Origin of the sequence: Pseudomonas sp. SJZ078 (assembly GCF_007828255.1) — a bacterium.
In the GTDB taxonomy this organism is placed as follows: domain Bacteria; phylum Pseudomonadota; class Gammaproteobacteria; order Pseudomonadales; family Pseudomonadaceae; genus Aquipseudomonas.
The window spans coordinates 285174-310846 of the sequence record NZ_VIUG01000001.1 but is presented as its reverse complement, the minus strand read 5'-3'; the positions used below and the strand labels follow the sequence as shown (position 1 = coordinate 310846).

Genomic DNA, 25673 nt, shown 5'->3' with positions numbered 1-25673 from the left:
TACAATCTCCTTATTTCACAGTAATGTCGCGAGTGTACGCAGCGTTGTTTCCACGCTGTCCTGAGACATGCCAAAGTCCACTAACCCTGCTACTTCATCGATGCCCTCACGCTTGAGCTGCCTCAACTGCTCCAGGCACTCTGCGGCAGAGCCAAACAAGCCGTAGTGGCTGAGGTACTTTTCCACCCCCAATTTGAGTGTGTAGGCCCGTTTCTTATCACTGGCCTCCCGAGCCAGCGTAGAGGGTTCATGGAGGTTCTCAGACAACTGCATGAACGCTTGCAGGTAGCCGGTGAGGGCCGGCCGCAAGCGTGGCAACAGCGCTTGCCGGTCCTCTCCGGCCTGGGTATGCATCATTAGCGTGATTTTGCCGGCCGCTGGGTCCAACCCGGCAACCTGGCGTGCAAGGCGATAGCTGGCGCAGTTTTCCTGCAGTTGTTCACGGGTTTGCGCTATCAAATGGGTCAACACGTTCAGGCCGCGTTTTCCGGCCTCGCTGAACAACAACGGATTGCTCCCCGTCGTGATCCAAACGCCAATTGTGTCTTGATAAGCGGGTGGCCAGGTTTGCAACGTCACCGGCTCCGGGTGTCCTGGCAGGGAGAGATCGTGACGCGTCACGGATTCACCCCGCCACAATGACTGGACCTGCTCCAGGGAAGTAAACAGCACCTCATGACGTTGGCGGTAATTCTGCGCGTTGAGCACAAAATCGTTACGTTGCCAGCCCGCGGAGAACGCGATGCCGACCCGGCCACGAGAAAGATTATCCACCAGCGCCCACTCTTCAGCGACGCGCAGCGGATCGTGCAAGGGGAGCACCACGCTGCCTGCACGGATCCCTATACGCCGGGTGCAGGCGGCCAGTGCGGCGCTGATGATGGAAGGATTGGGAAACATCCCGCCGAACGTGTGGAAATGACGCTCAGGCGTCCAGATCGCATGAAAGTTGAGTTCATCCGCCAGCCTGGCGGTACTCAGTAACTGTTCATACTTTTCGGCAAAGCTGTCTCGGGCCACGTCCGAAAAACAAAACACACTGAGTTGCGGGATGGCGTCTCCCGCCACGTTAGGCGATGCATTCATGCTGGCTGACCCTGTCAACGGATTCGATGGTGAAACAAATGGGCCCTCTGGGCATTACATTCAGCCCATACAGCGGTGTGAGTGCCGCGGGTGCGGTCGATGGCGCCAGGGAGAAACGACAATGGCCGCACAGTGCTTCAACGGCCGTCGTGAGTTGGTCGAGTGCGAGCGCCATGCCCACGCAGTTTCGCTTGCCCATGCTGAAGGGTACAAAGTGCTCGCGTGGAATTTTCCGGCCTTCAAGAAAACGTTCGGGCCTGAAGCTCAGCGGTTCGGGCCAATAGGCGGCATTGCGATGCACCAACCAGGGGGAAAACAGCACTTTGGTGCCGGCCGCAATTCCCACGCCGTCAATCTCCAGCGGATCCAGGGTGCCGCGCTCGAAGAAGGCCGTCACCGGCGTGATACGCAGCGATTCCTTGACGATGGCGATGGCCATGTCGCGTTTGCCCTGGCGGGACTCTTCCCGGACCTGATCCTGATAGTGGCGATGCTGCGACAGGTGAGCCAGGCACCACAACAGCGCGATCCCGGTGTTATCCACGCTGGCGACCAGGTTACCCAGCAACAGGCTGATCGCCCGTTCGCGTTCCTGAGGGTGGGCGCTGACATCCAGCGCCTGGCAAAAGCGCACCAACATGTCGACCTCCCCATCGCCCGCGCCCGTCACCAACGGCCCGATCATCGATTCAAGCGTCTCACGGAACGCGATGAGGGCAGGGTGCTGGCTTAACACGGCGTAATCTTCGGTTGGCTCGGCGACAATCAGTTGCAGGTAGATCCGGCGGAAGTGATTGATCAGCTCATCAAGCTGTTGATAGCCAAGCCTTGCGCCGACGAAGCCTTGCGCGACGCACATCAGCGCCCATTGCAGGCAGATTTCCTGCATTGAGTTTTTTTCCGGGTCATGGAGCGTGTCGACCAGCCACTGGGCGGAGAGTCGAGTACCCTGTTTCAGCAGTGCTGATTTTGGATTGACCAGCGGTGTCGTCAGCTTTCTAGCCAGGAGCCACTCTTCACCTTCACGCGCGGTGATCAGCGATTGACCCAGCAGTAAGCGCCTGACTGAAGCGCCATTGTCGAGTTCCTTATGAAAGCTGCTTTCGTTCTCGAGAAAGAACCGCAGATGTCGAGCGCCGGCCAGCAGCAATACAGCATGCTCCTCCTCACCGATCCAGACTTTATCCCCGTGCTGGCGACAGGCACTTTCGGCAATTTTCAGGAAGCCCAGCTGCGCGTACTTGGCGGCGGACGGCTTGACGGTCGCAATAGTGCCGGGGTTATTGGGCATGGGCGGTCTCCGCCAAGGTGTCTGAAGTGATGGCGGCGCAGCCTACCCAGCCGCCCAGGCCCACCGATAGCAGCAGGGCAGGGCGTCCGGTCTCTTGAGGAGGATAGCGATCGAGCAGGAGCAGGGGATCGGCACTGAAGCAATGCCCACACTGGCTCAGCAGGTCCGTGGCGACCTGTTGATGACGGTTGTCCGGAAGACGCAGCCAGGTCTGCCAACTGAGGCGGTTGATATTGTGCGGTAGCAGCCAGGCCTGCTTGCGCAGGTCCTCGGGGTAGTGTCCCAGCGCGTGCGCAACCAGGTGGTTGTGGGACTGGTAGAAGCGCTTGGTATCCTCACGGCTGCCATCCAGCCCTTGCCAGAACCCGGGATGATAGAAACATTGGATGCCCGACACCCTGCGTTGACCGCCACCGGGCTTGAGCAGGGCGGCCACGAAGGCGTCGCCAATTAATGTGCAGCCTGGGATATAGCGCTCGGCCAGATCGAAGTCAGCCAGTGTGTCGCCCACCAGCAGCGCTACGCAGCGGTGCTTGCCGCTCGCCAGCAATCGTTTGGCCAGGCGTAATCCCCAGAAGACAGTGGCGCAGTTCTGTTGGTTGAGGGTCAGCAGGGACGCGTCCGCCGTGACAAAGCGTGACTGTTGGCGCAGGGTCGACAGGTTGACGCTTTGGCGAGAGGATCGAGCGGGCAGGCCCTGGACCAGTATGAGCGCGTCAATTTTCTCTCCGTCATCCAGGCTTTCACCCAACTGTTGCAGGGCGGTATGGAAACAGCCTTCGGCGCTTTCTTCATTTGCCAGGGTTGACGCCTCCCCCATACCGAACAGTTGGGTAAATGTACGGGCCTCCGACGGACTCCCGCCACGGTGAGCGACAATCTGGTCGATGTGCACCCTGGCGGGTGGAATATAAGTGGCCAGCGAAGCGATGTTCATCGTGGACCTTCCTCGGCGGCGAGCCCGCACAGGCTGATTCCGTTGTCGTTTTCGCTGATCAGCAGGTAGTCGCATTGCGGCTGCCAGAGGGCGCGCAAGGCAACGAAAGGCGCTGCGCACAGCAAACGGGGGTTGACGGCGAACGACTGGGTGCCGACAGGCGCGATCTCCAGTAACCGGGCCGGGCCAATCAAGACCAGGCGCTCCTTGACCAGTCCCAGTTGCTCGATCGCCCGCAGGAGCGACTCACTGGACCATTGATCCACGGGTGTCCGCCTGAACCCTTGGTAGCGCAACCCGCGCTGCTGCTTATTCAGCAGGCACACGCAGGCGTTATTTTCCGGTTGCAGAGCTGCCATCAACGGCGAGAAGTACATCAGGTTCTTCTGCTCGGCGATCAATAAGAGACCATCCTCGTCCTTACCGGCCAGGCAGTCATTGAGGCCGTCCAACGCGAACAGGCCAGCGTCCGGTCCTCGGTCGCTGATGGCCAATGCCAGACAGGCGGAAAGCCCCAATTGATGGATGGCCGCATTCACCACCGAACTGCCCATGTGCAGGTCTGGCGTCCAATGCGCCATCAGCACGGTTTTCACTCGCCCAGGTTCGATGACCGCGGCCAACCGGGGCAATAGCGCGGTGATCATGTCGCTGAAGGAGGCGCGCTCCGGGCTGGTGACCCAGGCCTGCACTTGGTCATGCTGCGGGTTGAGTGTCTCTCCGTTGGCCTGGAAGAGGTGCTGCGCATAAGAACGCCAGTGCGGAATATCCGTGTCCCACTCGGGTTGGGGCACTTCAGTGTGATCAAACGATTGGAACACGATATCGGTAGGATCGAGGCAGAGTGTCACAGGCTTATCCCTTGGGCTGCAGGCGCGCGGAAGCTGTTGAGAAGATGGACATTACTGGTGCCTTCCATGTATTCGAACGAAAAACTGTCGCGATAGCGCTTGCGCAGTAGGCGATCGTCCAGCCAGTCGTCGCGGTCCAGCAAATGGGGCAGCTGGCACGCTGTTTCCTCGACCAGGTGGGTGGCATTGCGTTTGAGCTGACTGGTGAGGGCATACTGGTGCCGGCCATTGCTGTAGCCCTCCGCCGCGGTAAGCATCTGTTGATAGATCGCGTGATACTTTCGCCATTGCCGGCCGACCCAGCGTCGCGCCGCGGTTGGTAAGAGGCGGATGTCGAGGGCGGTGAGCAGGCCGAACGCCGTGCCCAATGCCATGGCCGCCACCATGGGACGATGACGTTCGAATACCTGACTCAGGGCGTTGAGCCCCTGGAGCAGTTCGCGGCGCTCGTGCCCCAGGATGTCCTCTTCCTTTACGCTATGATCCTTGAACGTCAGGCGCGACAACCCGGCACCGGCCAAGCCGACCGTGTCCAATGACTCACGTTGCAAAGTCGGCTCGGTGTCATCCGGGAAGACCATCACCAATCGCCGGCTGTGTTGATAACGCGCAAACACAAGGCCGACGCTCGCCAGCAGGGCGCCCCCAATCAGCATCTTGGTGCCATTGAGCCGCCAGCCCTGGTCACCGCGCGTGAGTTCAGTGGAGATAGCGCTGGCATCGGAACCAATTTCGGGCTCCGTGATAGCAAAGAATGTCCAGGCAGGGCGCTCGGCAAAGCAGGCAAAAAAACGCGCCTGTTGCTGCTCGTCACCCAGGGTCAGGACGGCGCGAGTGCTGAGGGACGCGCCGGGCAAGAGCATCATGGCGCTGGCGTCCGTTCGGCTCAGGTACTCGATGATCTGCAGGTGCCGGGAATAGCTGACATTGGAAAATGTCGGCGTTTCCCACGGATTGAACCGTGAGGGGATGCCAATACAGGCCAGGCTGTGGAGCTCCGGGTGATCTAGATAGGCGATCGCCTGGACGAGGTTGTGTTCCGCGAGCTGTCCGGCAGCAAGAAGTCGCTCTGACAGCGCATAAAGTTGTGGATAGCAGCGGGTAATATCGCTCATGAGTGGTTGCGTTCACGTAGAGAAAGAACTAAGCACTCACTTTATTCGGCCTCGTATCCGGGTATTGCTTGAGGTTGCAAAAGACTGGGATTTCATTGCCTGCGGGCAATTCAAGCAACAGTGAAGAAAAGGTCGCGCCCATGCCGACGCTGACCAGCATGACCTTATCGCCGAGAGAAAGCTGTTGATCCCGGATAAGTGCGGCCAGGTTGAGGTAGGGGTCGGCACCGAAACAGTGGCCGTAGCGGGGCACATTCTGTAGAAAAATCATGCTACGGGGGATCTCGAGCTCATCGGCGATTTTTTGCCAGGAGGAAAGGTTGACGTTATGCGGGGCTATCCACCCCAGGGCGTCCGGGGCGCAATCGAAATATTCCATGGCGCTGCGCATGGCATTGCAGACAAACCCGAAATAGGCCTCGGCGAATGCCGGGTTGGTTTTCGGCTCATTCCCCTTTTGTTCACTGAATTCACCGGCTTGCACACTGTACCGGGCGGTGACCTGGGCGTGCGCTCCCGACCGGCTGAGCAGTACGGCGCACGCGGCTTCTCCCATGATGGTGGTGTCATCGAGCAATTCTACTTTTGGATGAAAGGCCTTTTCACCGACCAGCAGCAGCGCATATTCCCCGTCCCTGAGGCGGCTGCATGCATACTCCACGGCAGGCAACGAGGTTGCACAATGGCCCATCGTCAGGCTGCAGTACTCGGTGTCGTCGGCAAATCCGCAGGCGTCGAGCAGTGTCCTGCCCGTCTCGTGAAAAGGGCGCAGGGTTGGTACGGTGTGCGCATGCACCACGTGCCGGATGCGCGTGACGATATCAGGATGAGCCGCGACGAACTGCTCCAGGAGCGCACGTATCAGATCATCTACCGTGCCAGGTTGACGCGGGAAGCTTTCCAGGCCGTAGAACCTTGAAAACATCCTGACGTCCAGTGCACTCAGCCCAAGGGAGAGGGCGGCCTCGGCCAGTGACTTGCGTTGCTCGGGGATGTGCAGGGTGATGGATTCAATATGCCCCAACATGATGATTCCTTTTTTCATGGTCGGCGTTTTGAGCACAGAGAAACCTGGTCAGCGCCTGCAGGGTATGGGGGTGCGAAAGAATACCCAGGTGACCTGTGCCTTCGATCATATGCAACTGGCTGTCCGGCCATTGCGCCTGGATTTGCCTGGCGTCGGCAGGGTCGACTCGCTGGTCCTTTGAACCATGCAGGATGAGCGCACGGGCCCCGCGCAACGCGTAGGGCTGTGCGGTTTGCAATGCGGCCGGCAGGGGATAGCGGCTTTGGTAATAGGCCTTGAGCTGCGGCAGGTGCTGTGCCGATACCCGTAGCTGCGCGAGGGAGTGCTGTAACAGACTGGACAGCGAGGCCGGGGCACAAAGCAATGCAACCCGGTCCAGGGTAAAACCCAGCCAGTGGGCCATCGCCGTGATAATCCCGCCGGCCGAATGGGCCACCACGCTATCAAATGGGCCGTAGGTGGCCTGCATCGCCAACAACAACGGGCTTTGCCCGGGCAAATCACATCCGGCAGGGAAGTGAGGATCATGGCCCAGCAGGAAGGGCGTGTAGACCCTGTATCCGCCGGCGTGCATTAGCGTTTGCGCCTCGTACAGCATCATGGGATGGCCGCCCCAGCCGTGCAGCAACAGCGCGCTTTTGGCGTGTGGATCCTGCTGCTCCTTGACCAGCACTCGGCTGCGGTAGGGGCCGCAGGTTATCACCTCGGTTTTCAGGGCCGCCAATTGGCACGACTCGGCCGTACGCATCGGCATCACGCAAGGCTGTGCCAGGCGCTCGATCAGGGACGCAAGCTGGATATCCATTCACACCCCCAAGGGTTGTGCGGAAAAAATCAGGTAGTGCAGTGTCAGCTGTTGAGGCGCGGGATCACCATTGAGGCGCTGCAATGGGTCATACAGGTAAAGCAGCCGTTGCCCGGGTTGCAGCACCTGAGTTGCCAACGAACCTGCGTACTGCGGATCGAATTGCCCACTGCAGATGCCCCAGGTCTCGATAAACGCCGGGCATTGCGCTAATAGGCTTTGCAGCAGGGGAGTGGCGCCGCGTGCGGGGGGGTAAAGGCTGTCGTAGACCAACTGTGTGGGATGAGGTTCGCTGCCGACGCTGCGACACAGCTCCACGGTGGCCCTGGCGTGCAGGCGCTCGCCACAATCGTCTTGTGGCCAGTGCTGGTACCAATGAGTTTGGGATGATGGTGGCTGCGTGGCAATAAAATGTCGGCTATCAGGAACAATGGCTTCACAGGTACTGACGATGCTCAGTTGACCCTGTGTCAAAAGGGCAATGGTCATCGGCACTCCTGGCTGGCTAGTCGGGGTGAAAAACTCTGGCCCAATCGATGGATCTGTCGCGTTCCCTCTGTGTATTCAAAGGCCTTTACATCACGAAAGGCCTGCCATAGACCGGTCGGTAGCGGCCCTTGGTCTGCAGGGAAGGCATGGATCAGTTGACTGACAATCTCCTCGGCAATCATCACGCTGGTGGTCTTCACCATGCCAGGGCTTTTTGCCGGGGCTTGCTGCTTATCCGCCTGCTGACAGAGCGTCAGCGCCTCGTGGTAAGCGGTATGCCAGCGCCGCTTTAATCGCGACAACTGTTGCCGTTGCGCTGGGTCAGGCGTGACGCAAGCTTGCCACTCGTGCAATGCGCGTCGCGCCACACCCAGTGCCAGGGCGCCCACACAGGGGCGCAGCGCATCGAATGTGGCCATCGCCGACCGCGCAAAACGCTGGGTCGGTTTTAAATGCAGTCCGAGTACATCGGCTGTTGGGATAAACATATCGTTGAACTGCATATGCGCCAGGTTTGTGCCTTCAAGCCCAGTCAATGCCAGGCGTTGACGGGTGATGGCCGGGTTTTGCGGCGAAAATAGAAAAGCGTTGATTCCCAATTGACCTGGGGCGGTACGCGCAAAGAGCACACCGGTTTCGGCGACTATTCCGTTTCCAATAAACATTTTTTGCCCAGAAATGAGGTACCCACCGTCGACCCGCGTCGCCGTGGTTTGCATGGCACCGGCATCGCTGCCCCGTGCCGGCTCGGTCATTGCGAAGCACGACCAGCACAATGTCTCCAGAAACTGGCCGAAGAACGCATCCTGCTGCTGTTCATTACCCAGCCCGGCGACGACATAGGCCGACATGCTCGGGCCCGGCGCACTGAACATCAGCGCCGGGGAAACGAAACCCACCTGTTCATAGAGCTCATAGCGCGAGGCCAGGCTGTTCACCTGGTGACTCGCCGTGTCCAGGTACCGTGGTGGCACGCCAAGATGATTCATGGCCGGGGCGAACGACCACTGGCCCAAGACCTGTCGTGTATCGCCGAAATTGCGCAGTTGGTCGGCAACCTGCTGGGCGTCTGAGCCCAGCAGGCAAGATCGTCCGGTGAAAGCATCATCGTAGAGTTGACTCATAGCGGGCCTGACATGATTTCGATAACCCCGGCGTCAGGGTGATAGAGGTGGCTGGAACGGTGATTGACATCGAAGGCATTGAAGGGTCGCGTCAATACGATCCAACCCGTGGCCTTCATCGTTTTGAGTTGCTCGTCAAAGTCCTCGACTTCGAAGCAGATATGGTAAGGCAGCGACGACTTACCGGATTTAGCCAACAACTCGCGCAAGGGGAGATTGTTTTCCAGCGGTTCTACCAACTCTATCTGGCTGTTCCCTTCAGTCGTCGCCAGCAGCGTGATGAACACTTTTTGTGCGGCCACATATTCTTTGTATCGGACGACAACGGGGAAAAACGGTTTAACCGCGACAGCAGTTGCATCGCTGTCGCAAACCACATAACCAATATGACTGAAACGCATCGTGCCGCCTTTTTTCTCGAAGAACACGTTTTACGCTGGCACCCGCCCGGCGCCGGTGCACAAAGTAACGGGCATTGTCACTGTCATGACGAGCCGTTTTTTATATGTGCTTGCAGATAGCCATCAAGTCGCGGCTGACAGCGCTTTGTGTTGTTGCACCAGTTGCTGGCGGTCGATCTTTCCATGCAGCGTCACGGGGAAGGTCTGACAGAAGTACATGGATTTCGGGATCATGTAGGCGGGTAGCTGTTCTGCCAGGAAGCGGCGCAGTGCTTCGCGGTGGGTCGCATTGTCCTCGCGCAATTGAACGAAAAGTTGCAGGTCGATGACCTTACCGTCGTCCTTTATCGGCACCGCGCAACACTGGATGACCTCCACACAGCGGCACACGCTGCTTTCAATTTCAGCCAGTTCGACCCGATTACCGTGCAGCTTGAGTTGGTTGTCATCCCGGCCGTGGATAAACAGGGATTGATTTTCGTCCATGAACCCCCGGTCGCCAGTCGCGTAGTAACGTCCGAACTCGTCTTGACCGAAGGCGTCGTTACGCGGGTCGTCTTCAGGCTGATAGCCCAACGCGACTTGCGGGCCGTACAAGCGCACCTCACCCATTTCGCCAGGTGGCACGCTGTCGCCGTCGGCATCGACAATCCTGACCCGGGTCAACCCGCAAACCGGACCAAGGGACAGCAGGCCCGCGCTGTGTTCGGGCGGCTGGCCGAGCGCAAAAGTGTGAGTCATGCCGGTGGTTTCGGTCGGGCCATAACCATGCATCACCTCCAGGCCTGGGAAGCGAGCCTGCAACTGGTGCACCAAGCCCAGCGCAGCGCGTTCGCCAGCCACGAAGAATCGCTTCAGATCTGGCAACTGCTCCCGACTGAACAACGGATCTTTCAGCATCAAATCGATAAAGCTTGGTGTAGAAAACCAGCTGGTGACCGGGCACTGCGGGTGACGCGACATCAGGCGGATATTTTGTCGGGGCAGCATATTGTGTCGATGGTCCAGCATCAGCAGGGCCCGACCTTGGCTAAGCACCGGGAAGAGGTCCAGCAGGCCCATGTCGAAAGAGAAGCAGGCATGGCTCACATGGCATCCGTGAGAGATGCCGTCGGCAATCAGCGGGCTGTACCAGCTCGAGAAGGCGGCGAAGTTCTCATAGCTGACGATCACGCCCTTCGGCTCACCGGTACTGCCCGACGTCGGAAGGATATAGAACGCTGGCTGAGTCAGTTCCGGTTCAAGTGGCAACGAGGCCGGGTCGCCATTTTCCAGAGTCGACAGGACTCGTTGCGGCCAGCGGTCCAGGCCCTCCACTGGGTGTGTCGTGGCCGTGAGGATCAGTTCGGCGCGGATCAGGTTGGCAATCTTTTCAACCCGCGCTACAGGGTTGGATTGATCGACAAAAGTAAAGCAGCATCCCTGGCTGATGCAGGCCAGCATTGCGGCCACGGCATCCAGTTGCTTATGACCATGGACCAGTACGTTACGGCCCGCCCATGGCGCTAACAATCGGGCAATCGCGGCGGTGCGCAGGCCCAGTTCGGCAAAGCTGTAGATACCTTCCTGGTTGATCAGCGCGGTCGCGCTGTCCTGATATTTCAACCGCTCAAACAGTGGTTTGATTTGCGATAAAAACATACTTCTCTCCTTTATCCATAGCCAGTTGCCGGGCGACTGAACGATCCAGTTTGCCGTTATGATTCAGTACGGTGCGGGGGGTGCTGTACCAATAACGCGGAATAGCCCACGGGGGGAAATGGGCCTGCATGGCGTTGCCAAGCTGCGACAACTCGCAACCTGGATTGAGGATCACGCAGGCCTGGATCGCCTCGGCATTGCCCTTGCGCCAATAGGGTTCGACCACCACGTCAACGACCAGGTTACGATCGCGCAGGAAGTGTTCGATTTCATGCAGGTCAATGCGGTGTCCCTGGATTTTGACCTCGCCATCTTCGCGCCCCAGGAAGTAGTACCAGATGCCATCGAACAGACCGATATCACCCGTGGCGTACGTGGCTTGTCCATCCTGCCGGCTGAAACTGGCCTGACGCGCAGGCGCCGCATTGAGATAGCCTGGGCCGACGCACTCACCACTGATCAGCAGTTGCCCCCGGCCGCATGCGTCCACGGGGTCGGCCAGGCGCAGTGCCGCTCCCGGCCTGGCGTTGCCTATCGGCAAGGGCAGGGGCGAAGCCAGCATGTCCGGGGTGATCACCACCCGTGAAACCGCCACGGTACATTCGGTAGGGCCGTATGTATTGATCACTTGGCAGCCTGGAAAACGCGCCCATAACTGGGTAACGATCGCTTTGGGCAGCGTTTCGCCGCAAAAGATAAAACGCTGCAAGTGCGTCAGTGCCTGGGCATTGAAGGTCGGGTCCAGCAGATAGAGACGGACCATCGACGGTGTGGAGACCCAGCAGGTCAGTGCCATTTGCGCGTGTTGGGCGATCACCTTGCGGGTGTTGATCAAATCGCGATGGTCGAGCACCGACAGGGGTTGCAGGAACTGCCAGGCGAGCCAGATTTCAAACAGCGAAACATCGAAGCAGTACCGCACATTTCCGGTGATAGCCCCGTCGAGCGCAAAGTCGCGGCGTATCCAGGCCAGGAAATCGACCAGATTGGACAAGCTGATTTGAATGCCCTTGGGCTCCCCGGTGGTGCCCGAGGAAAACATAATGTACGCCAACGGGATTGCGCTCGCGTTATCGAACCGCCTCCGGGTCGCCTCCAGTAAAGATTGCAATACGTCGTCTTCATGGCGCCGCCAGGGCAGGGCGGCGAGGGCAATGGTCTTGGCACTCGCGACGAACAGGGGGAGCGCGTCGGTGTTCAGGATCAGGCGTGCACCAACCGTCTGAACAATGCGCTCCAGACGCTCGGGAGCGTTATCGGATTCAACCGGCACAATCGGACAACCACACAGAATGCAGGCCCACCAGGCCGCCAGGAAGTCGAAGGACTTGTGGCCATAAACCAGCACCGGCGCCAGGGGACTTTCGCTGACAGGCTGCTGCCGGACTATCTCAGCGGCGATCGCCTGCGCACGCTGGCTGAGCGCACCATAGCTGTACGTCCGTGAGTGGTGGCACCAGGCGGTCTGCGCCTGATCCTCAAAGCGCATGAACACCGTGATGAGCTCAGACCAGGCGTCCATTCACGCCGCCCGGTTGGCGAGCTGAAGCTCAATGAAGTTCGACAAACTGCCCACGGTTTCGAAGTGCTGGAACTCCAGCGTGGCCGGGTCGAGTACCAGGTCCTCGATGCGCTCCTCAAGGTACATGATCAGTTCGATATACAGGCCGCTTTCAAATCCCAGGTCACGTTCAAGATGGGTTCGGGCGCTCAGTTCCGAGAGATTCGAGGACTCCAGAACCAATCCAATGGCTTCAATAATGGTGGACGTATGCATGATGACTCCCTGTGTGTTGTGTGCACCCGACGTTGAGGTTTTTTTCCTGGCGCGGCAGGAGAATGGCTAATTGGCCTCGGTCAACTTTCCCATTGTTGTTTTTGGGTAACGCATCACTGAAGTAGTAGCGGTGTGGCCGTTTGTAGGCTTCAAGATGGGCCTGGCAAAAGGCTTTGAGTGGCGCGATGTCCAAAGGCTCGACGCACTCGATGCAGGCCACGATCTCATCGCCATGAATAGGGTGGGGGACGCCAATGACGGCAACCTGCAACACGCCCGGGATTCGTTTGAGCACACCCTCGACTTCCCTGGGGGCGACTTTTTCGCCATGGGTCTTGAGCATGTCATCTTTGCGCGACAAGAAATAAAGCAAGCCCTGCTCATCCAGCCGGCACACGTCGCCGGTGTACAGGACCGACTCGCCAGGCAGTGGGCCCGGCCGCAATTTGTTCGCGGTCTGCTCCGGGTTGCGCCAATAGCCGCGCATTACCGTAGCGCCGCGGATCACCAATTCACCGGTGGCGTTGCTACGGTGTGCCACGCCGTCATCGTCCACGACCCAGAGTTCGGTGTTCGGGATGGCGTAGCCCACGCTGTCTTTGTGTTTGGCCAGCAGCGCAGGAGGCAGCCAGGTACAGCGGTGGCATTCGGTCAGCCCGTACATCGAGAAAATCTCGGCCTGAGGGAAGAGCGAAAGCAACAGGTCGATGTCGCTGGGGTGCAGGGCCGCCGCGGTGTTGGTGATTTTGCGCAGGGAGGAGAAGTCATAGCGCTTGGCCAATGGTGCGATGAGCGCCAGCAGCGTGGGGACGATCGGCAGCACGGTGGCTTTGTGCTTGACCAGCTGTTTAAGGGCAAAAAGCGGGCGGCTGAAATCCTTCTCGATAATCAGCGTTGCGCCAACCTTGGCGGTCATGATCGCTTGATACAGCCCGTAGTCGAAGCTCATGGGAATCGTGCAGAAAATCCGGTCGCTTTGCGCCAATTGCAAATAGGTGGCGACAGAGTCTGCCGCGCTGAGCATATTGCGCTGGGTCAACATGACCCCTTTGGGGTCGCCTGTGGAGCCCGAGGTGTAGATCAGGCACGCCAGGTCGATATCCAACGCGTCTTGCACAGGCAACGGCGTTGCCAGATCCTGTGTCGCTATCTGTTGCAGAGACAGGAGTGACGAACCGCTCTCTTGCGCATCGGATGCTTTATCGAACAACACCTGCAGGCCGGGGTTGCCTGGTGCCGCTGCCAACGCCGCGGCCTGCCCGGTCTGGGCGATCAATAAACGCGACGCGGCGTTATCGAGCAGCCAGGCGACCCGCGCCAACGGTGTCTCCGGATTTACCGGAACGAACACAGCCTGCAAATATTGCACTGCCCAGAAGCAGACGACGAAATCGACCCCGCTTGGCAGCCATACCAATACCCTGTCGCCGCGCTCAACCTGTTGCTGGCGCAAGTAGGCAGCGGTGTTGATCACGCGTTGGTGGAGTGAGGCCCAAGTCACCGCCTGTTCACCTTCGATCAGCGCCGTTTTTTCAGGAAACTGGTGCGCAGCCAGCGCCAGCCATTGGGTCAAATGGTTCGTGCTCATGTCTCATCCTCGTGATTCAGTTCAAGAACGATGGCTGCAAAAGTGCCGGCGACGCCGGACGCCAAGGCCAGAATGGGGGCCACGGCGGTGGCGTCATCGCGGTGCGTCAGGAGACTTTTCAAATTGACGAACGCATCGCTGCAAAAGCAGTGTCCCAATTGGTAGAGATGACGACGGAAAATGATGTTCCGGGCAAAGCCGGCACCGTCGGCGATCCTGTCAAAGGTCGGTGGGCTAATGTGGTACGGGATCAGCGTACGCAGCTCTTCAGGACGCCGTCCTGCGTGCCGCAGCGCGGTGTGGACGGTCTCGAGCATGGTGGGGATGAAGGCGTGATCATAGGCATTCTCACGCTCGCGATCCGTCGCCCGCATGCGCGTACCATAGGCGGCCAGTTGCTGGACGTGCACAGCGCTCAGGCGCAACGCGCCGGGCGAAGGCGTCGCGCTGAGCAGGGTGGCGCAAAATGCTTCGCCGAAATAGCCATTTTGATTGGCGTATTGCACCGTGTCGTGGAAGCATTTCTCCCCAGTGATCAATAACCCACAAACGTTATCCTGCCGTGTGTGTGCCGCAGCGAGCTTGGCGTCGAGAAACTTCAACCCAACCAGCGCCGATGCGCACGACGCTTGGGTGATGGAGAAAAACTCAATCTGCGGGCGCCCCAGAAACGTCCGCACATCGCTTGCCAGGCAGGGGACCAGGTCAAAAGGGCTGGGGCCATGCAGAGAATGCGCCCAGGCCACATAGCCAATTTTCTCGAACAATGCCGGGGGACATTCGGCCCGGAACCTTTGCAACAGCTGCATGATCAGCTCAGGCAACGCCTCGCGCTCAAACAGGCTGGCCGACTCCATCCGATGAAAACGACCAAAGATCTTGCTGTTGCGCTCACCCCAGGCATATTTCTCCGCCAGGGCGGGCAGGGGCGTGAGATTAGCAGCGACCAGGCTGGTTATCGTATGGATATACACGCTCAAGCCTCCGCCACGAAGCCTGCGCAGACGAGATATTTGCCCTCCGGCAGCAGCCATAAAATGCGTTGGCTGCTCGTCGCAAGCTCTTTTGTGCGGACCCAGGGGGCCGAAGAGAGCAGCGTCTCATCCCAGGTCTCGATGCGGTGAGTTGCCAGCTGCGCATGCTGGCGCAATTGCTCGGCAAAACACGGCGTGGTAAGGATCAGCAGGGGAAGGAGATTTTCCCCGGAGGTGAACATATCCAATGTGACGAGCAGGGTATCCAGTGTCGAATGCGTGCCTGGAAAAACGATTTTTCGATAATGTTTGAACACGATGCTTGCGGGCTGGCCGTCGGTACGTTCGCCAGGCAGGCTGCGCAACATCACGACGCAGGCACTGGGCGCAGGATTTAAACGGGCCAGGGCGGGGCTGTCATACAGGATGGCATCCTGGTCAGCGATCAGCAGCAGAGCCTTTTTCCCCTGGCTGCCATGGTTCATGTCGCCGAGGTAATCCTCGATGACTTGCAGTGCCAGGAACGTACCGCTCAGGCCATGATCGCTGATGGCCATACCGAAGGCGTCGTGGGCGCCCGTCTCATGAATAATGGCATTGGTCACTGAGCAGCCGACCTCTACGTCCGGCGTCCAGTGGGTCAACACCACCAGATCCAGGTCATTGAGCACGACGTGGTTGTCCAGTTCTTTGACCAGTTGCTTGAGCATCGTCCTGAACGTCAAGTCTTGCGCGGCGTACCAGCGCAGGGCATGGGCGTCCTGGGCCTGACCCGAGTGACCATGAGAGCGAAAAAAAGCGTTGACGAAGTCTTTCACTACGTTCAATTGCCCATCGTCTACGGCAGGTGCATCGTTTTTTCTTTCAAACTGGCGCCACAGGATATGGGAAGTCGCGAACTCCAGAGACATAGCGATTCCTTCAACCGTGGGCCAGGGATAAACATTGGTACACCTGGGGAGCCAGCAGGGTGTCTACGCTGTCCGCCGCGCGGATCAGAAAAGCCTGGTCATTTTCGACAAGTACTTCTGCCGGATGCCCGAAACTTAAAAAGCTCACGGGTGATGCGCTGGCACCGTAGGCGCCGGAATGCCCGATACCGATCAAATCCCCCGAACGAAGTTCGGCCAGCAGGACGTTTTCGCCCAATAGATCAGTGGGCGTGCACAGGGGGCCGGTCACTTGGTAGCGATGCTGATCATTGTTCCGCCGAGGCGGGCCAAGGCGCGCCATCGGAAAGTTCCGGCGGATCAAGGAATTGATGCCAGCCGCACTGCCGTGGCAGTTGGCACCGCCGTCACACACCGCAAACCACTCATCACGGGATGGCTTGAGGTAGTTGACCCGAGTGACAAAGATACCTGCGCGCGCAATCAGGAAGCGGCCCAGCTCGATAACGATCTTGCAGCGCGGAAAACGTTGGCGGTAGTTATTCACCACAGGGAGGAGTGCCTCACCCAGGGCGGCCAGGTCAAGTGCCTTTTCTTTGTCGAAATAACGCACGCCAAAGCCACCACCGACGTCCACGAAGTCGAGGTCTATTCCATAATCCTGCTGAAGCGTGGCGGCCAGTGCCAGGATGTTTTGCGTGTTGTTAGCCAGAGCCTGCCAGTCAAGAATACGGGTGCCAAGATAAATATGAATCCCCACCAGGCGCAGTTGCACAAGTTTCCCGAGAACAGCAAATGCCTGCGGCAGCAGTTGTTCATCGATACCAAATTGCCGGGGCTTGCCGCTCATCACCAACTTGGCTTTTTCGCCGGTGAAGTCGGGGTTGATACGCAGTGCAATGTTCTGGACCACGCCCAGGCCAGCGGCAATATCATTGAGTAAATGCATTTCTTCGATGGATTCGACCACCACCGCTTTAATGCCGGCAAGGCAGCATTGCGTTAGTTCATTGATGTGCTTGCCCGGCCCGACGAAAATAATATCGCCGGGGGCCACACCCTGGCGCAATGCAATCTCCAGTTCCACCAGAGAACACACTTCGCAACCCGTCCCGGCCTGATGCAATAGAGCAACCAACGTTTTATTCGGGTTGGCCTTGAGGGAATAGAAATAATCGATGCCTTGGGGAAGGATGCGTTTAAGCTCGGCAAAATCCGTTTTTATCTGCGTGGCGCTGTACGCATAGAAAGGCGTGGGCACCTTATCCGCCAGAAGCTGATAGGGCACGCCTTCGATCTTGTCGGTGTGAATGTACTGACTATCAGGAGCTAAAGCTGACATGGCCGAATTTTCCATTCAATAACGACTCGATTCGATTGATATCTTTAAAGTTATCGAACAGATCATCATCGAGAATATCAAAGAAACTCTCGGCATTGCCTTCGCAATTGTCGACCCATTCACCAATGGCTGAAATAAGGCCAACTAGATGTATGGAGTCCAATAACCCCTGCGGTCCGTAGATTTCCGCACCGTGATTGATGGCTTGGAGCTTGTCCTGAGCGACTCCGATGTTTTGCAGCGAGGAAAGTATGAATGCCCGTGTCGTTTCTGATGGAACGCTCATGAAATGATCAACCCTTTAAACGTCGTAAGAGTGATCATATCTTTGGCGGGTAGTGGGATTTGCTTGAGATTGCAGTGGGAATCTGCCTTGGACTCTTGGGGGTATCTTTGGCTATTGGTCGACGTCAGAGGAGGGGATAGGAATCAAGAAGGGAAGGAGACCTGACACTTTCTGTATTCGTTTCTGCCAGAGCTGACTTGAATGATTCTAAGATTTAGTCTCTCCTCTTAGAAACGACGAGGCGCCTTGTAGTGGTCAACTGATCCCGGACACGACGTTAAGTTTTTTCTCGGCCTGAGCTGGCGTCAGCCCAGCGTTGAATTGATGTGGCCGAATCCAGTTGTACCGATGCATCAGATAATGGCTGATGTCTTGGTGCGCTTCTCGGGCCGTCATGCTTGAGGCCTGCCACGCTGTTCGTAAGCCATACCAGACTTGAGTCGGTGCCGGAACATCAAACTCTCGATTCAAGATGTTAGGAATGTCAGGCCGCTCCACCGTCGCTTGTTTGTAGGCATGTGATCCAGGTTGTTTGCTAACCAACTCCAGTCGATTCGAGCCTCCAGTTCTTGGATTTTCTGCTGCTCGGGCGTCAGCGCTTTGCTCTGCGGAATCACGCCGTTGCGCTCCTGCTGGAGTTGGTTAACCCAGCGACGTAATGCAGACTCGACCACCTCTAAGGAAGGATGTGAGGATGGTAACGCAAGAGGCTGATTTTTCACCGTCCGGGGTTTTGTGCAAAACCGACCGGGGGTTAGTGGAAGTGGACAAGTCATGAACATATCTGACATAGCATCTGGTTTAACATAATATACATTATGCGTAACAAGATATTACCAACCCCGACCCTATATGAGCCTCCATCGTCCCAGCATTAGCTGGATTTCCATTCAGAACGCCGAGTACCTCGACATGTCGCTACATTTGAGATTCAACTCACACGCTACCGGCTCAGCTCTTGTTCGGCGAGAAAGTCCGTGCAAGCCTTGTCCAGCTTTGAACCTTGGAACCGGCAAAAAGCACCTACAATCGTTTCCTTCATTCGGACCATCATGATGCAGCGTTTCTTGCCCCTGGCTTTATTCCTCTTGTGCAGCCAGGCCATGGCGTACCCAGCCCTCGAGGACACTGAGCTCTACACTCAAAAAGCCAGCAACTGTGAGGATGTCGACCTCAACATCTGGCAGCATCCAGCGCGAACCGTGCTGGAAAAAAACGGTATCAAGCTGGAACGGGTCCAGCTATGCAATGGTGGGCGCTATCCGATCTTTCTGGGTGAAGTCCCGTACGATCCGCAGGGTCAGACCAAGGATTTCTTTTACCCTTTGTACGAGCAACTGCGAAAGGCAAACGGCAAGTGGCCCTATGTACTGGTTGCCAGCAATTATGGCGAGATGGTGTATGTCAGCTACCCAAGGAGCGATTCGATCTCCCTGGCCTACGAAAACTTTGAGGCGCCCTAACGCTGGCTGACTGCGCGCGGAAACGAGTTCTGCAGTCCTTCTACCCTGCCCCGAATTGCCTGGGTTTTCCTTCGGATACAGAGAGTTGTGCGATCACGAGATGCCAGGCATGGCTGCAGATTCCCCATAGCAGTTAACCGCTCGCCTGTAGAAAAACGCCAACATAATGGCGCCTGTTTCGTCCACAATCATCAGTGCTCGAAAAAGTGACGTTTTCCCGACGGAAGGTATTAAAACGCCGTTGCTGGAGATTCGAAGGAAGGATCATCATCCGCTTGTCACTGCTACTCGCTTAAGCCTTCCCGGGCTTTTGCAAGACACTTCAATTGCATTGCTTCTATGGGAGCAACATCAGGATGATGACCGTATACGTTATGGTTATGACCCTCTGCAGGGGTGACGAAGGCTGCGTGGACGTGCGTAAAACGGAGCCGACCTATGCCACTAAAGAGTTGTGTATGGCGAAAGCCAGGGACATAACGCCCCGTAAGGGTGTGAAGTTCAAATGTCGCAGCGAGCGGTCGTGGGGGCCGAGCAAGGTTCCCGGTGCGGATACCTTGGACAGCGTTGTCTCGACAGACGCCAAGCGACAACCTTGAAAACCGGCTCAACCGCTCGGCATATCCAAGTCGAGCAGCGCCGCCCCCAATGCCTTCCCATGGGCATCGAGTGCCAACGAACGGGTGACACCACCGCGCAAGACACCGGGCAAGACGAAGTTGAGCGCGTACACCCGATGAAGTTCATAGCGCTGTATCGCTGGTCCATGGGGGGGTAGCAGTTCTGCGAAATGCTCGGCCACCCGCTCCGCCGTCAGCCATTCGCACAGGCGTGGATAATCTTCGGCGTGGAACGCGATCACGGAAATATTGGACGTGTCGCCCTTATCTCCCGTACGGGAATGGGCCAGGTCACGCAGTTTAAGACGACTCATTGTGCGTCCTCCGAATGAATCTGTACGCTGACGGCGTCCCGTGGCAGCAACAGCGAAGCCACTGCTACCACTTCACGCACGGATTTGCTCGCTCCGCCACCGCCGTAAGGGCCGTTGGTGTAGAGGGTTTCCACTTCGTTGCCGATCCGCACGGCCTCGGCGCGATCGGTACAACGGGCCGCGACCCGCAGGCGTACCTCCCAAGGCTCACCGTCCAGTCGGGAACCCAGCTCAGTGCCGTGCAAGGCATCGACGCCGATCAACTCGGCGCGGATTTCCTCATAGACCACGCCCGTCAGCTTCAAGCGTTCCAGCACGATTTCCCGCGCCAATCTGCCTCGCGCCAAGGCACCCGGTCCGCCATAGGACATCTGGCCTTCGCCGATCCACCCGTCGAGATAACCCGCTGACACTTTGAGCGATGAAGGTCGCTCCCGGCCATCGGCGCCCTGGACCTGCACCCGATCCGGTCCTTGGAGGGTAAACGACACTTCGGAAAAGTCCGCAGTGACGTCCGGTGTGAGGTATGCCGCGGGGTCGTGCACTTCATAGATCATCTGTTCGGTGCAGGTCGCGGTATCGATGCGCCCGCCTGAACCTGGGACTTTGCTGATCACCGCATGGCCTGTCGCGTCCACTTCGGCGAAGGGAAATCCCAGTCGTGCCAGGTCCGGCACATCCTTGAACCCAGGATCGGCAAAGTAGCCACCGCTGATCTGGCCTGCGCATTCGAGCAAGTGCCCGACCAAGGTGCCGCGGCCCAATCGTGACCAGTCGTCCGCGGCCCAACCGAACTCGAACATCTGCGGCGCGAGGAACAGTGATGGATCTGCCACTCGACCGGTGATGACCACGTCGGCATCGGCCTGCAAAGCCGCGATGATGCCTTCCACGCCCAGGTAAGCATTGGCCGAGATCAGGCGATCGCCCAATGAAGCCAGGATCATGCCGTTGTCCAGCGTCCGGGCTGGATCGGCCAGTAGGGTCGCGAGCACATCGTCGCCGCTGACCGCAACGACTTTAAGCCCGGATAACCCCAGTCGTTCGGCAATGCGCCGCACTTCCCGCGCCGCGCCCAATGGGTTGGCCGCGCCCATGTTGGTGATCACACGCAAGCGCCGGCGCCGGCCATCGGCACCACGACCGACAAAGGGCAGCACCCGATACATACGCTCGCTCAACAGCGGATCGAAGCCGGCCTGCGGATCGAGCAATCGCGCTTGTTGCGCCAGGGCAATGGTACGTTCGGCCAGGCATTCGAACACCAGATAATCCAGCTCGCCATGCTCGGCCAGTTCAATCGCCGGCTCGATGCGATCCCCGGAGTAGCCGGCACCGGAGCCGATGCGTAAGGTTTTCATTCAAAAGACTCCAATGAGCTGCGCCGTCACCGTCATCAGCACCGAGGCGGCGAACAGAAAAGGAATGGTGAAACGTTGATGATCGGCCAGTTCGATCTTGCACAGCCCCACCAACAAGAAGGTCGCCGGGGTCAGTGGGCTGACCGGGAACCCGGTGGTGTGAACACCCAGCAGCGACGCCTGGGCCACTTGCAGGGGATCGACACCCAGGGCACGGCCGACTTCGGCTATTACCGGCATCACGCCAAAGTAGAAGGAGTCGGGATCGAACAGCAGGCTCAGCGGCATGGAGATGAACCCCACGACCATCGGAATCAACTTGCCGTGCCCGGCGGGAATCTGCGCCACGGCCACCTCGGCCATGGCCTTGAGCATGCCGCTGCCCTGCATGATGCCGGTGAAGACCCCGGCGGCCAGGAGAATGCTGGCCATCGTCAGGGCGGTTTTCGCATGGGCGTCGATGCGTGCCCGTTGGGCGTCGACGTTGGGATAGTTGATGCACAGCGCCAGCACCGTGCCGAGCATGAACATCACCACCGGATCCACCACGCCGGCAATCATCACGCCCATCACCACCACGGTCAGTATCAGGTTGATCCAGAACAGCCGTGGTTTGCGCAAGGCGATTTCGGCCTCGGACAATACCCGCTGCGGTATCACCTCAACCCCTGCCCCGGCGCCTAACCCCAGGCGTTTTTCTTCGCGACGGCCGAGGAACCAGGCGCAAGCAAAGACGAACGTCAGGCCAACGATCTGCACCGGAATCAGCGGCTGGAACAAGTCGGCCACCGGCACGTGCAAGGCCGCTGATGAGCGCAGCACCGGTCCGGTCCATGGCAGGAAGTTGACCCCGGCCGCCATCGCCGTGACGCAAGCCAGGATACGTTTATCCATGCCCAGGCGCGTATACAACGGCAGCATGGCCGGAATGGTCACCAGGAAGGTCACTGCGCCGGAGCCGTCCAGGTGTACCAGCAGTGCCAGCAACGCGGTGCCTACAACAATGCGCGTCGGGCGGGTGCCGACGCGTTTCAAGATACGGTCAATGATCGGGTCAAGCATCCCGGCGTCGGTCATGACACCAAAGAACAGAATCGCGAACACAAACATCCCCACCACCGGGGCGACGTTCTTGATGCCGGTGATGATGAACGCGCTGGTTTGCAGGCCAAAACCCCCGATCAGTGCAGCGATGATCGGTAACGCGATCAGCGCAACCAGGGGCGACAGGCGTTTACTCATCACGCAGATGAGCAGACAGAGAATGGTAATGACACCGAGTATGGCGAGCATGGGTGGGTCCTGTTCGGCATTTCTGTCCGCGGTGGCGATGAAATGCGCTGTTGTTGTTTTCACCGAGTATTGGAATTGCCGGTATTCTTTGTAAATTGAAATGTTCGGCTGTCTATGTTCGGAAAAACAAAATGAAGAACTCGATCCAGCACATCCGCGCCTTCCTGGCCGTGGCGCACACCGGCAACTTTGCCAAGGCCGCTGCGGCGCTGAACCTCTCGCCTTCGGCCCTGACCGTGCAGATCCAGCAATTGGAAGATTGGCTCGGCGTCGCGCTGCTCGAACGCAGCCCACGTCACGTGACCCTGACCAGTGCCGGACAGAACAACCTGCTGCCAATGGAAAAGCTGTTGCTGGACCTGGACAACATCGTCAGCGCCTCCCGGGACCTGGCGGCGTTGCGTCGGGGCGTCGTCACCATCGCCGCCCTGCCCTCGCTCTGCGCCGGTGCGCTACCGCCGCTGTTGAAACAATTTCGTGAGCAGTTCCCAGGGATAGAGGTGCGCCTGCGGGACGTGGTGGCGCGTCGAATCGATACACTGGTGCGCGACGGCGAGGTGGACTTCGGCCTCGGCGTTCGAGCACGGACGAGCCATGGGTTGGAATTTCAGTCGGTGTTGGAAGATCGGCTATGTCTGTTCATTCCAGCCGATCACCGCCTGGCCAGTCGACGCAAGGTCAAGCTAAGCGAGCTGACGACACAGCCGATCATTCTCACTGGGCGCGACAGCAGCGTTCGAGAGCTGGTGGAGCAACTGTTCGCCGACGCCAACCTTGCCTTGTCGCCTGGCCTCGAAGCCAATTACATGTCGACGGTCCTGGCGCTGGTACGCCAGGGCCTTGGTGTCAGTCTGCTGCCGGAGTCGGCGGACGAAGGTCGGGAGGGACTGGTCAAAATCCCCGTGAATCATCCGGGCGTAACCCGCCAGATCGGCTTGATCTTCCGCCAGGGCCAGACGATGGCACCGGCAGCCGAACAGTTCATCAAGATGTCCAAAGTTTTTTTTGAGGCGATGTCAAGAGCCTGAGCGGCATGGCTTCAGGTCCGGAACTGGGCAACAGCCTCCTGCAGCTCGTGTTCCAGCCCGGCCAAGTCTTCACAGGCCAGGACCACCTGCTGATTCACCCCGACACAATGCTCGGCCTCATTGCGCACCTGCATGACGTTGCGGCTGACCTCCTCGGCGACGATGCTCTGCTGCTCGGCGCTGGCGGCGTTCTGCTGGTTCATCTGCTCGATCAGTGACACCGCTCCGGTGATGCCAACCAAGGCTGTGCTCACCTGATCGGCCAGCGACACAGTGTCGATCATCAGGCGGCCACAACCCTGGATCTGCCCGACGCTCTGCTGCGAAAGACGTTGCAGTCCGACGATCAGCGTCTCGATCTCGCTGGTCGAGGCCTGGGTTCGCCGCGCCAATACCCGCACCTCATCGGCGACCACGGCAAAGCCACGGCCCTGCTCTCCCGCCCGAGCGGCTTCGATGGCTGCATTGAGTGCCAGCAGGTTGGTTTGCTCGGCAATGGACGCGATTACGTCGGCCACCGTGCCGATGGTTTCGACCTGCCGCTGCAAGGACTCGATGGCCTGTTCGGAAAGAGTCATTTCCGCTGCCAGACGATGAATCTGTTGGCTTGCCATCTGCACCACTTGCTCGCCATTGCGTGCCTGGTGGTCGGCCTCGCCGGCGGCCTGGGAGGCCTGTTCGGCATTTTGCGCTACTTGCGCGACTGTGCTGCTCATTTGCTGCATGGCCGTGGCCGCGTGTTCGGTCTCGACCCTTTGGCGTTGCGCCGCCCCGCTACTTTGCGCGCTCGCGGTGTTCAGGGTCCGGGTCGTTTGCCCCAGTCCCTCGACGCTCAGCCCGATACGCGCCACCAGTCGTCGCAGATTGGTCGTCATCTCTGCAACTGCCACCATCAACTGACCCAGCTCGTCCCGGCGCATCGTCATGCCTTCGGCAGCCTCACTCAGATCGCCCTGGGCGATGCGCCGCGCAATCTGCAGCGCCTGGCGCAGAGGCGCGACGATCAGATGGCGGATAACCAGCGATGCCAACAACGCCAGGACCACGATAATCACTGCTCCCACTGCTTGCAGACGCATCATCGAACGGCCCCGCTCGCTCATCTGCAATTGCCGGTCGGCGGCGGCTTGTTCGACCTGGGTCAGCACAGCCTGGGCCTGAGCGTCCATCTGCGTGGCCGTCTGCTTGCTCAGCGCTCGACTGTCTCGATAGCGCTGGAATGCCTTGCGATATTCGACCAGCGCCGTCCGAGCCGCTGCCAGGGATTCTTCGGAGTTCTCGTCCACCCGGCCTTGAAGCAGTTCCAGCGCGTCACTCATTTCCTCCACTGACTCGGTCCAGCCTTGGAGCGCCTGCGCTGCGCCCTCCTCTACATAGAGAAACTCCCGGTTGCGGGTGACCAGCAGTTTTCGCTGCAACGCCGAGGCCTGTTCCGCGAGGCTCAGTGGATCGCCTTCCAGGGCCTGGCCGCTGTTCAATACGCCACGAACCTGGTCGTACATATCCAGTTCGACAGCCTCGAACTGCAGGCGGGCCTGTTCCGCCTGTTCCTGCATATGGCCCAATGCATCCGCCGCCAGGCGCCGATGATCGATGAAGTGTGCGAATTGGCCTTCATAGCCATCGACGGATTGCTGCATAGCGGTCAGTACCGGCACATCCTTGTTCGATGCGCCCGTCTCCACTTTCTGCAGTTGAGCATCCAGCGCCTGGATCAGCTCCCGCACCTGGCGCATTGCCGAAGGGGTGGGATCGAGCGCGTAGGCTTTTTCCGCATTGCGCATCTGCAGCGTTAGACGATTGATCTCCACCATGTCACCGACCTGCCGGCCGTGTTCAAGGAGGCTGGCGGTGGCATACAAGCCCTGGGCGATGGCGGCCACCGCGAGCAAGGAAACCAGGCCGAAGCCGAGCAGCAGCTTCTGCCCCACCGAACAGTCGGCGAGCAGCCGGGCCGTTTTCTTCAGCAT

At 58.8% G+C, this 25673-nt stretch carries 24 protein-coding genes and 2 pseudogenes; 2 read left to right on the top strand and 24 right to left on the bottom strand.

Features of this window, described 5'->3' with window-relative positions; genetic code table 11:
• Nucleotides 1-15: 15 nt before the first annotated feature.
• The 19 genes and pseudogenes from FBY02_RS01290 to FBY02_RS01200 form a co-directional block, all read right to left on the bottom strand.
• Nucleotides 16-1086, bottom strand: a complete 1071-nt coding sequence (locus tag FBY02_RS01290; RefSeq protein WP_144922329.1) for a MupA/Atu3671 family FMN-dependent luciferase-like monooxygenase — start codon at nucleotides 1084-1086, stop codon at nucleotides 16-18.
• Nucleotides 1070-2377, bottom strand: coding sequence for a cytochrome P450 (locus FBY02_RS01285; protein WP_144922326.1), 1308 nt, complete (start codon nucleotides 2375-2377; stop codon nucleotides 1070-1072). Before FBY02_RS01285 ends, FBY02_RS01290 begins: the two co-directional genes overlap by 17 nt.
• Nucleotides 2367-3314 (bottom strand): 3-oxoacyl-ACP synthase, encoded by a 948-nt coding sequence (locus FBY02_RS01280; RefSeq protein WP_144922323.1) that lies wholly within the window; start codon nucleotides 3312-3314, stop codon nucleotides 2367-2369. The genes FBY02_RS01285 and FBY02_RS01280 overlap by 11 nt, the downstream gene beginning before the upstream one ends.
• A complete protein-coding gene (locus FBY02_RS01275; RefSeq protein ID WP_144922320.1) occupies nucleotides 3311-4165 on the bottom strand; it encodes a hypothetical protein in 855 nt (284 codons plus the stop codon). Before FBY02_RS01275 ends, FBY02_RS01280 begins: the two co-directional genes overlap by 4 nt.
• Nucleotides 4162-5280: an acyl-CoA dehydrogenase family protein gene (locus tag FBY02_RS01270; RefSeq protein ID WP_144922317.1), complete on the bottom strand. Its 1119-nt coding sequence runs from the start codon at nucleotides 5278-5280 to the stop codon at nucleotides 4162-4164. The genes FBY02_RS01275 and FBY02_RS01270 overlap by 4 nt, the downstream gene beginning before the upstream one ends.
• Nucleotides 5281-5308: 28 nt before the next feature.
• On the bottom strand, nucleotides 5309-6307 hold the full coding sequence (locus tag FBY02_RS01265; protein ID WP_144922314.1) for a 3-oxoacyl-[acyl-carrier-protein] synthase III C-terminal domain-containing protein: 999 nt from the start codon (nucleotides 6305-6307) through the stop codon (nucleotides 5309-5311).
• On the bottom strand, nucleotides 6291-7112 hold the full coding sequence (locus FBY02_RS01260; RefSeq protein WP_144922311.1) for an alpha/beta fold hydrolase: 822 nt from the start codon (nucleotides 7110-7112) through the stop codon (nucleotides 6291-6293). The genes FBY02_RS01265 and FBY02_RS01260 overlap by 17 nt, the downstream gene beginning before the upstream one ends.
• Nucleotides 7113-7601 (bottom strand): hypothetical protein, encoded by a 489-nt coding sequence (locus tag FBY02_RS01255; protein WP_144922308.1) that lies wholly within the window; start codon nucleotides 7599-7601, stop codon nucleotides 7113-7115.
• Complete coding sequence (locus tag FBY02_RS01250; RefSeq protein ID WP_144922305.1) at nucleotides 7598-8725, bottom strand: acyl-CoA dehydrogenase family protein; 1128 nt, start codon at nucleotides 8723-8725, stop codon at nucleotides 7598-7600. Before FBY02_RS01250 ends, FBY02_RS01255 begins: the two co-directional genes overlap by 4 nt.
• Nucleotides 8722-9153: a VOC family protein gene (locus tag FBY02_RS01245; protein WP_256662448.1), complete on the bottom strand. Its 432-nt coding sequence runs from the start codon at nucleotides 9151-9153 to the stop codon at nucleotides 8722-8724. Before FBY02_RS01245 ends, FBY02_RS01250 begins: the two co-directional genes overlap by 4 nt.
• A gap of 96 nt (nucleotides 9154-9249) precedes the next feature.
• Entirely contained in the window at nucleotides 9250-10767 is a 1518-nt protein-coding gene (locus tag FBY02_RS01240; RefSeq protein WP_144922303.1) for an AMP-binding protein, read from the bottom strand.
• On the bottom strand, nucleotides 10736-12289 hold the full coding sequence (locus tag FBY02_RS01235; protein ID WP_144922300.1) for an AMP-binding protein: 1554 nt from the start codon (nucleotides 12287-12289) through the stop codon (nucleotides 10736-10738). Before FBY02_RS01235 ends, FBY02_RS01240 begins: the two co-directional genes overlap by 32 nt.
• A complete protein-coding gene (locus FBY02_RS01230; RefSeq protein ID WP_144922297.1) occupies nucleotides 12290-12544 on the bottom strand; it encodes a phosphopantetheine-binding protein in 255 nt (84 codons plus the stop codon).
• Nucleotides 12522-14132: a class I adenylate-forming enzyme family protein gene (locus tag FBY02_RS01225; protein WP_144922294.1), complete on the bottom strand. Its 1611-nt coding sequence runs from the start codon at nucleotides 14130-14132 to the stop codon at nucleotides 12522-12524. Before FBY02_RS01225 ends, FBY02_RS01230 begins: the two co-directional genes overlap by 23 nt.
• Nucleotides 14129-15106 carry a 3-oxoacyl-ACP synthase gene (locus FBY02_RS01220; RefSeq protein ID WP_144922291.1) on the bottom strand — a complete coding sequence of 326 codons (978 nt, stop codon included), beginning with the start codon at nucleotides 15104-15106 and terminating at the stop codon, nucleotides 14129-14131. Before FBY02_RS01220 ends, FBY02_RS01225 begins: the two co-directional genes overlap by 4 nt.
• A gap of 2 nt (nucleotides 15107-15108) precedes the next feature.
• Complete coding sequence (locus FBY02_RS01215; protein ID WP_144922287.1) at nucleotides 15109-16017, bottom strand: hypothetical protein; 909 nt, start codon at nucleotides 16015-16017, stop codon at nucleotides 15109-15111.
• Nucleotides 16018-16027: 10 nt separating this feature from the next.
• Nucleotides 16028-17353, bottom strand: a complete 1326-nt coding sequence (locus tag FBY02_RS01210; protein ID WP_256662447.1) for a diaminopimelate decarboxylase — start codon at nucleotides 17351-17353, stop codon at nucleotides 16028-16030.
• Nucleotides 17319-17624 (bottom strand): hypothetical protein, encoded by a 306-nt coding sequence (locus FBY02_RS01205; RefSeq protein ID WP_144922282.1) that lies wholly within the window; start codon nucleotides 17622-17624, stop codon nucleotides 17319-17321. The genes FBY02_RS01210 and FBY02_RS01205 overlap by 35 nt, the downstream gene beginning before the upstream one ends.
• Nucleotides 17625-17879: 255 nt before the next feature.
• Nucleotides 17880-18400: pseudogene (locus tag FBY02_RS01200) on the bottom strand (transposase).
• A 201-nt stretch (nucleotides 18401-18601) separates the two neighbouring features.
• Between FBY02_RS01200 and FBY02_RS01195 the strand changes: the two are divergent.
• Complete coding sequence (locus FBY02_RS01195) at nucleotides 18602-19087, top strand: hypothetical protein (protein WP_256662446.1); 486 nt, start codon at nucleotides 18602-18604, stop codon at nucleotides 19085-19087.
• Nucleotides 19088-19694: 607 nt separating this feature from the next.
• On the opposite strand, the gene FBY02_RS01190 is transcribed toward FBY02_RS01195, so the two are convergent.
• Genes FBY02_RS01190 through FBY02_RS01180 form a run of 3 tightly spaced genes read right to left on the bottom strand, consistent with a single transcriptional unit; the run spans nucleotide 19695 to nucleotide 22675 of the window.
• Nucleotides 19695-20021, bottom strand: coding sequence for a hypothetical protein (locus FBY02_RS01190; RefSeq protein ID WP_144922279.1), 327 nt, complete (start codon nucleotides 20019-20021; stop codon nucleotides 19695-19697).
• Nucleotides 20018-21382, bottom strand: a complete 1365-nt coding sequence (locus FBY02_RS01185) for an acyclic terpene utilization AtuA family protein (protein WP_144922276.1) — start codon at nucleotides 21380-21382, stop codon at nucleotides 20018-20020. The genes FBY02_RS01190 and FBY02_RS01185 overlap by 4 nt, the downstream gene beginning before the upstream one ends.
• Nucleotides 21383-22675 (bottom strand): CitMHS family transporter, encoded by a 1293-nt coding sequence (locus FBY02_RS01180; RefSeq protein ID WP_144922273.1) that lies wholly within the window; start codon nucleotides 22673-22675, stop codon nucleotides 21383-21385.
• 131 nt (nucleotides 22676-22806) lie between these two features.
• On the opposite strand from FBY02_RS01180, the gene FBY02_RS01175 reads away from it, so the two are divergent.
• Nucleotides 22807-23703: a LysR family transcriptional regulator gene (locus FBY02_RS01175; RefSeq protein ID WP_178111853.1), complete on the top strand. Its 897-nt coding sequence runs from the start codon at nucleotides 22807-22809 to the stop codon at nucleotides 23701-23703.
• Between the two features lie 11 nt (nucleotides 23704-23714).
• Here FBY02_RS01175 and FBY02_RS28635 read toward each other — a convergent pair whose 3' ends face one another.
• A complete protein-coding gene (locus FBY02_RS28635; RefSeq protein WP_371921388.1) occupies nucleotides 23715-24578 on the bottom strand; it encodes a methyl-accepting chemotaxis protein in 864 nt (287 codons plus the stop codon).
• A pseudogene (locus FBY02_RS28630) lies at nucleotides 24573-25673 on the bottom strand (methyl-accepting chemotaxis protein); the annotation flags it as partial. The pseudogene FBY02_RS28630 and the gene FBY02_RS28635, both read right to left, overlap by 6 nt.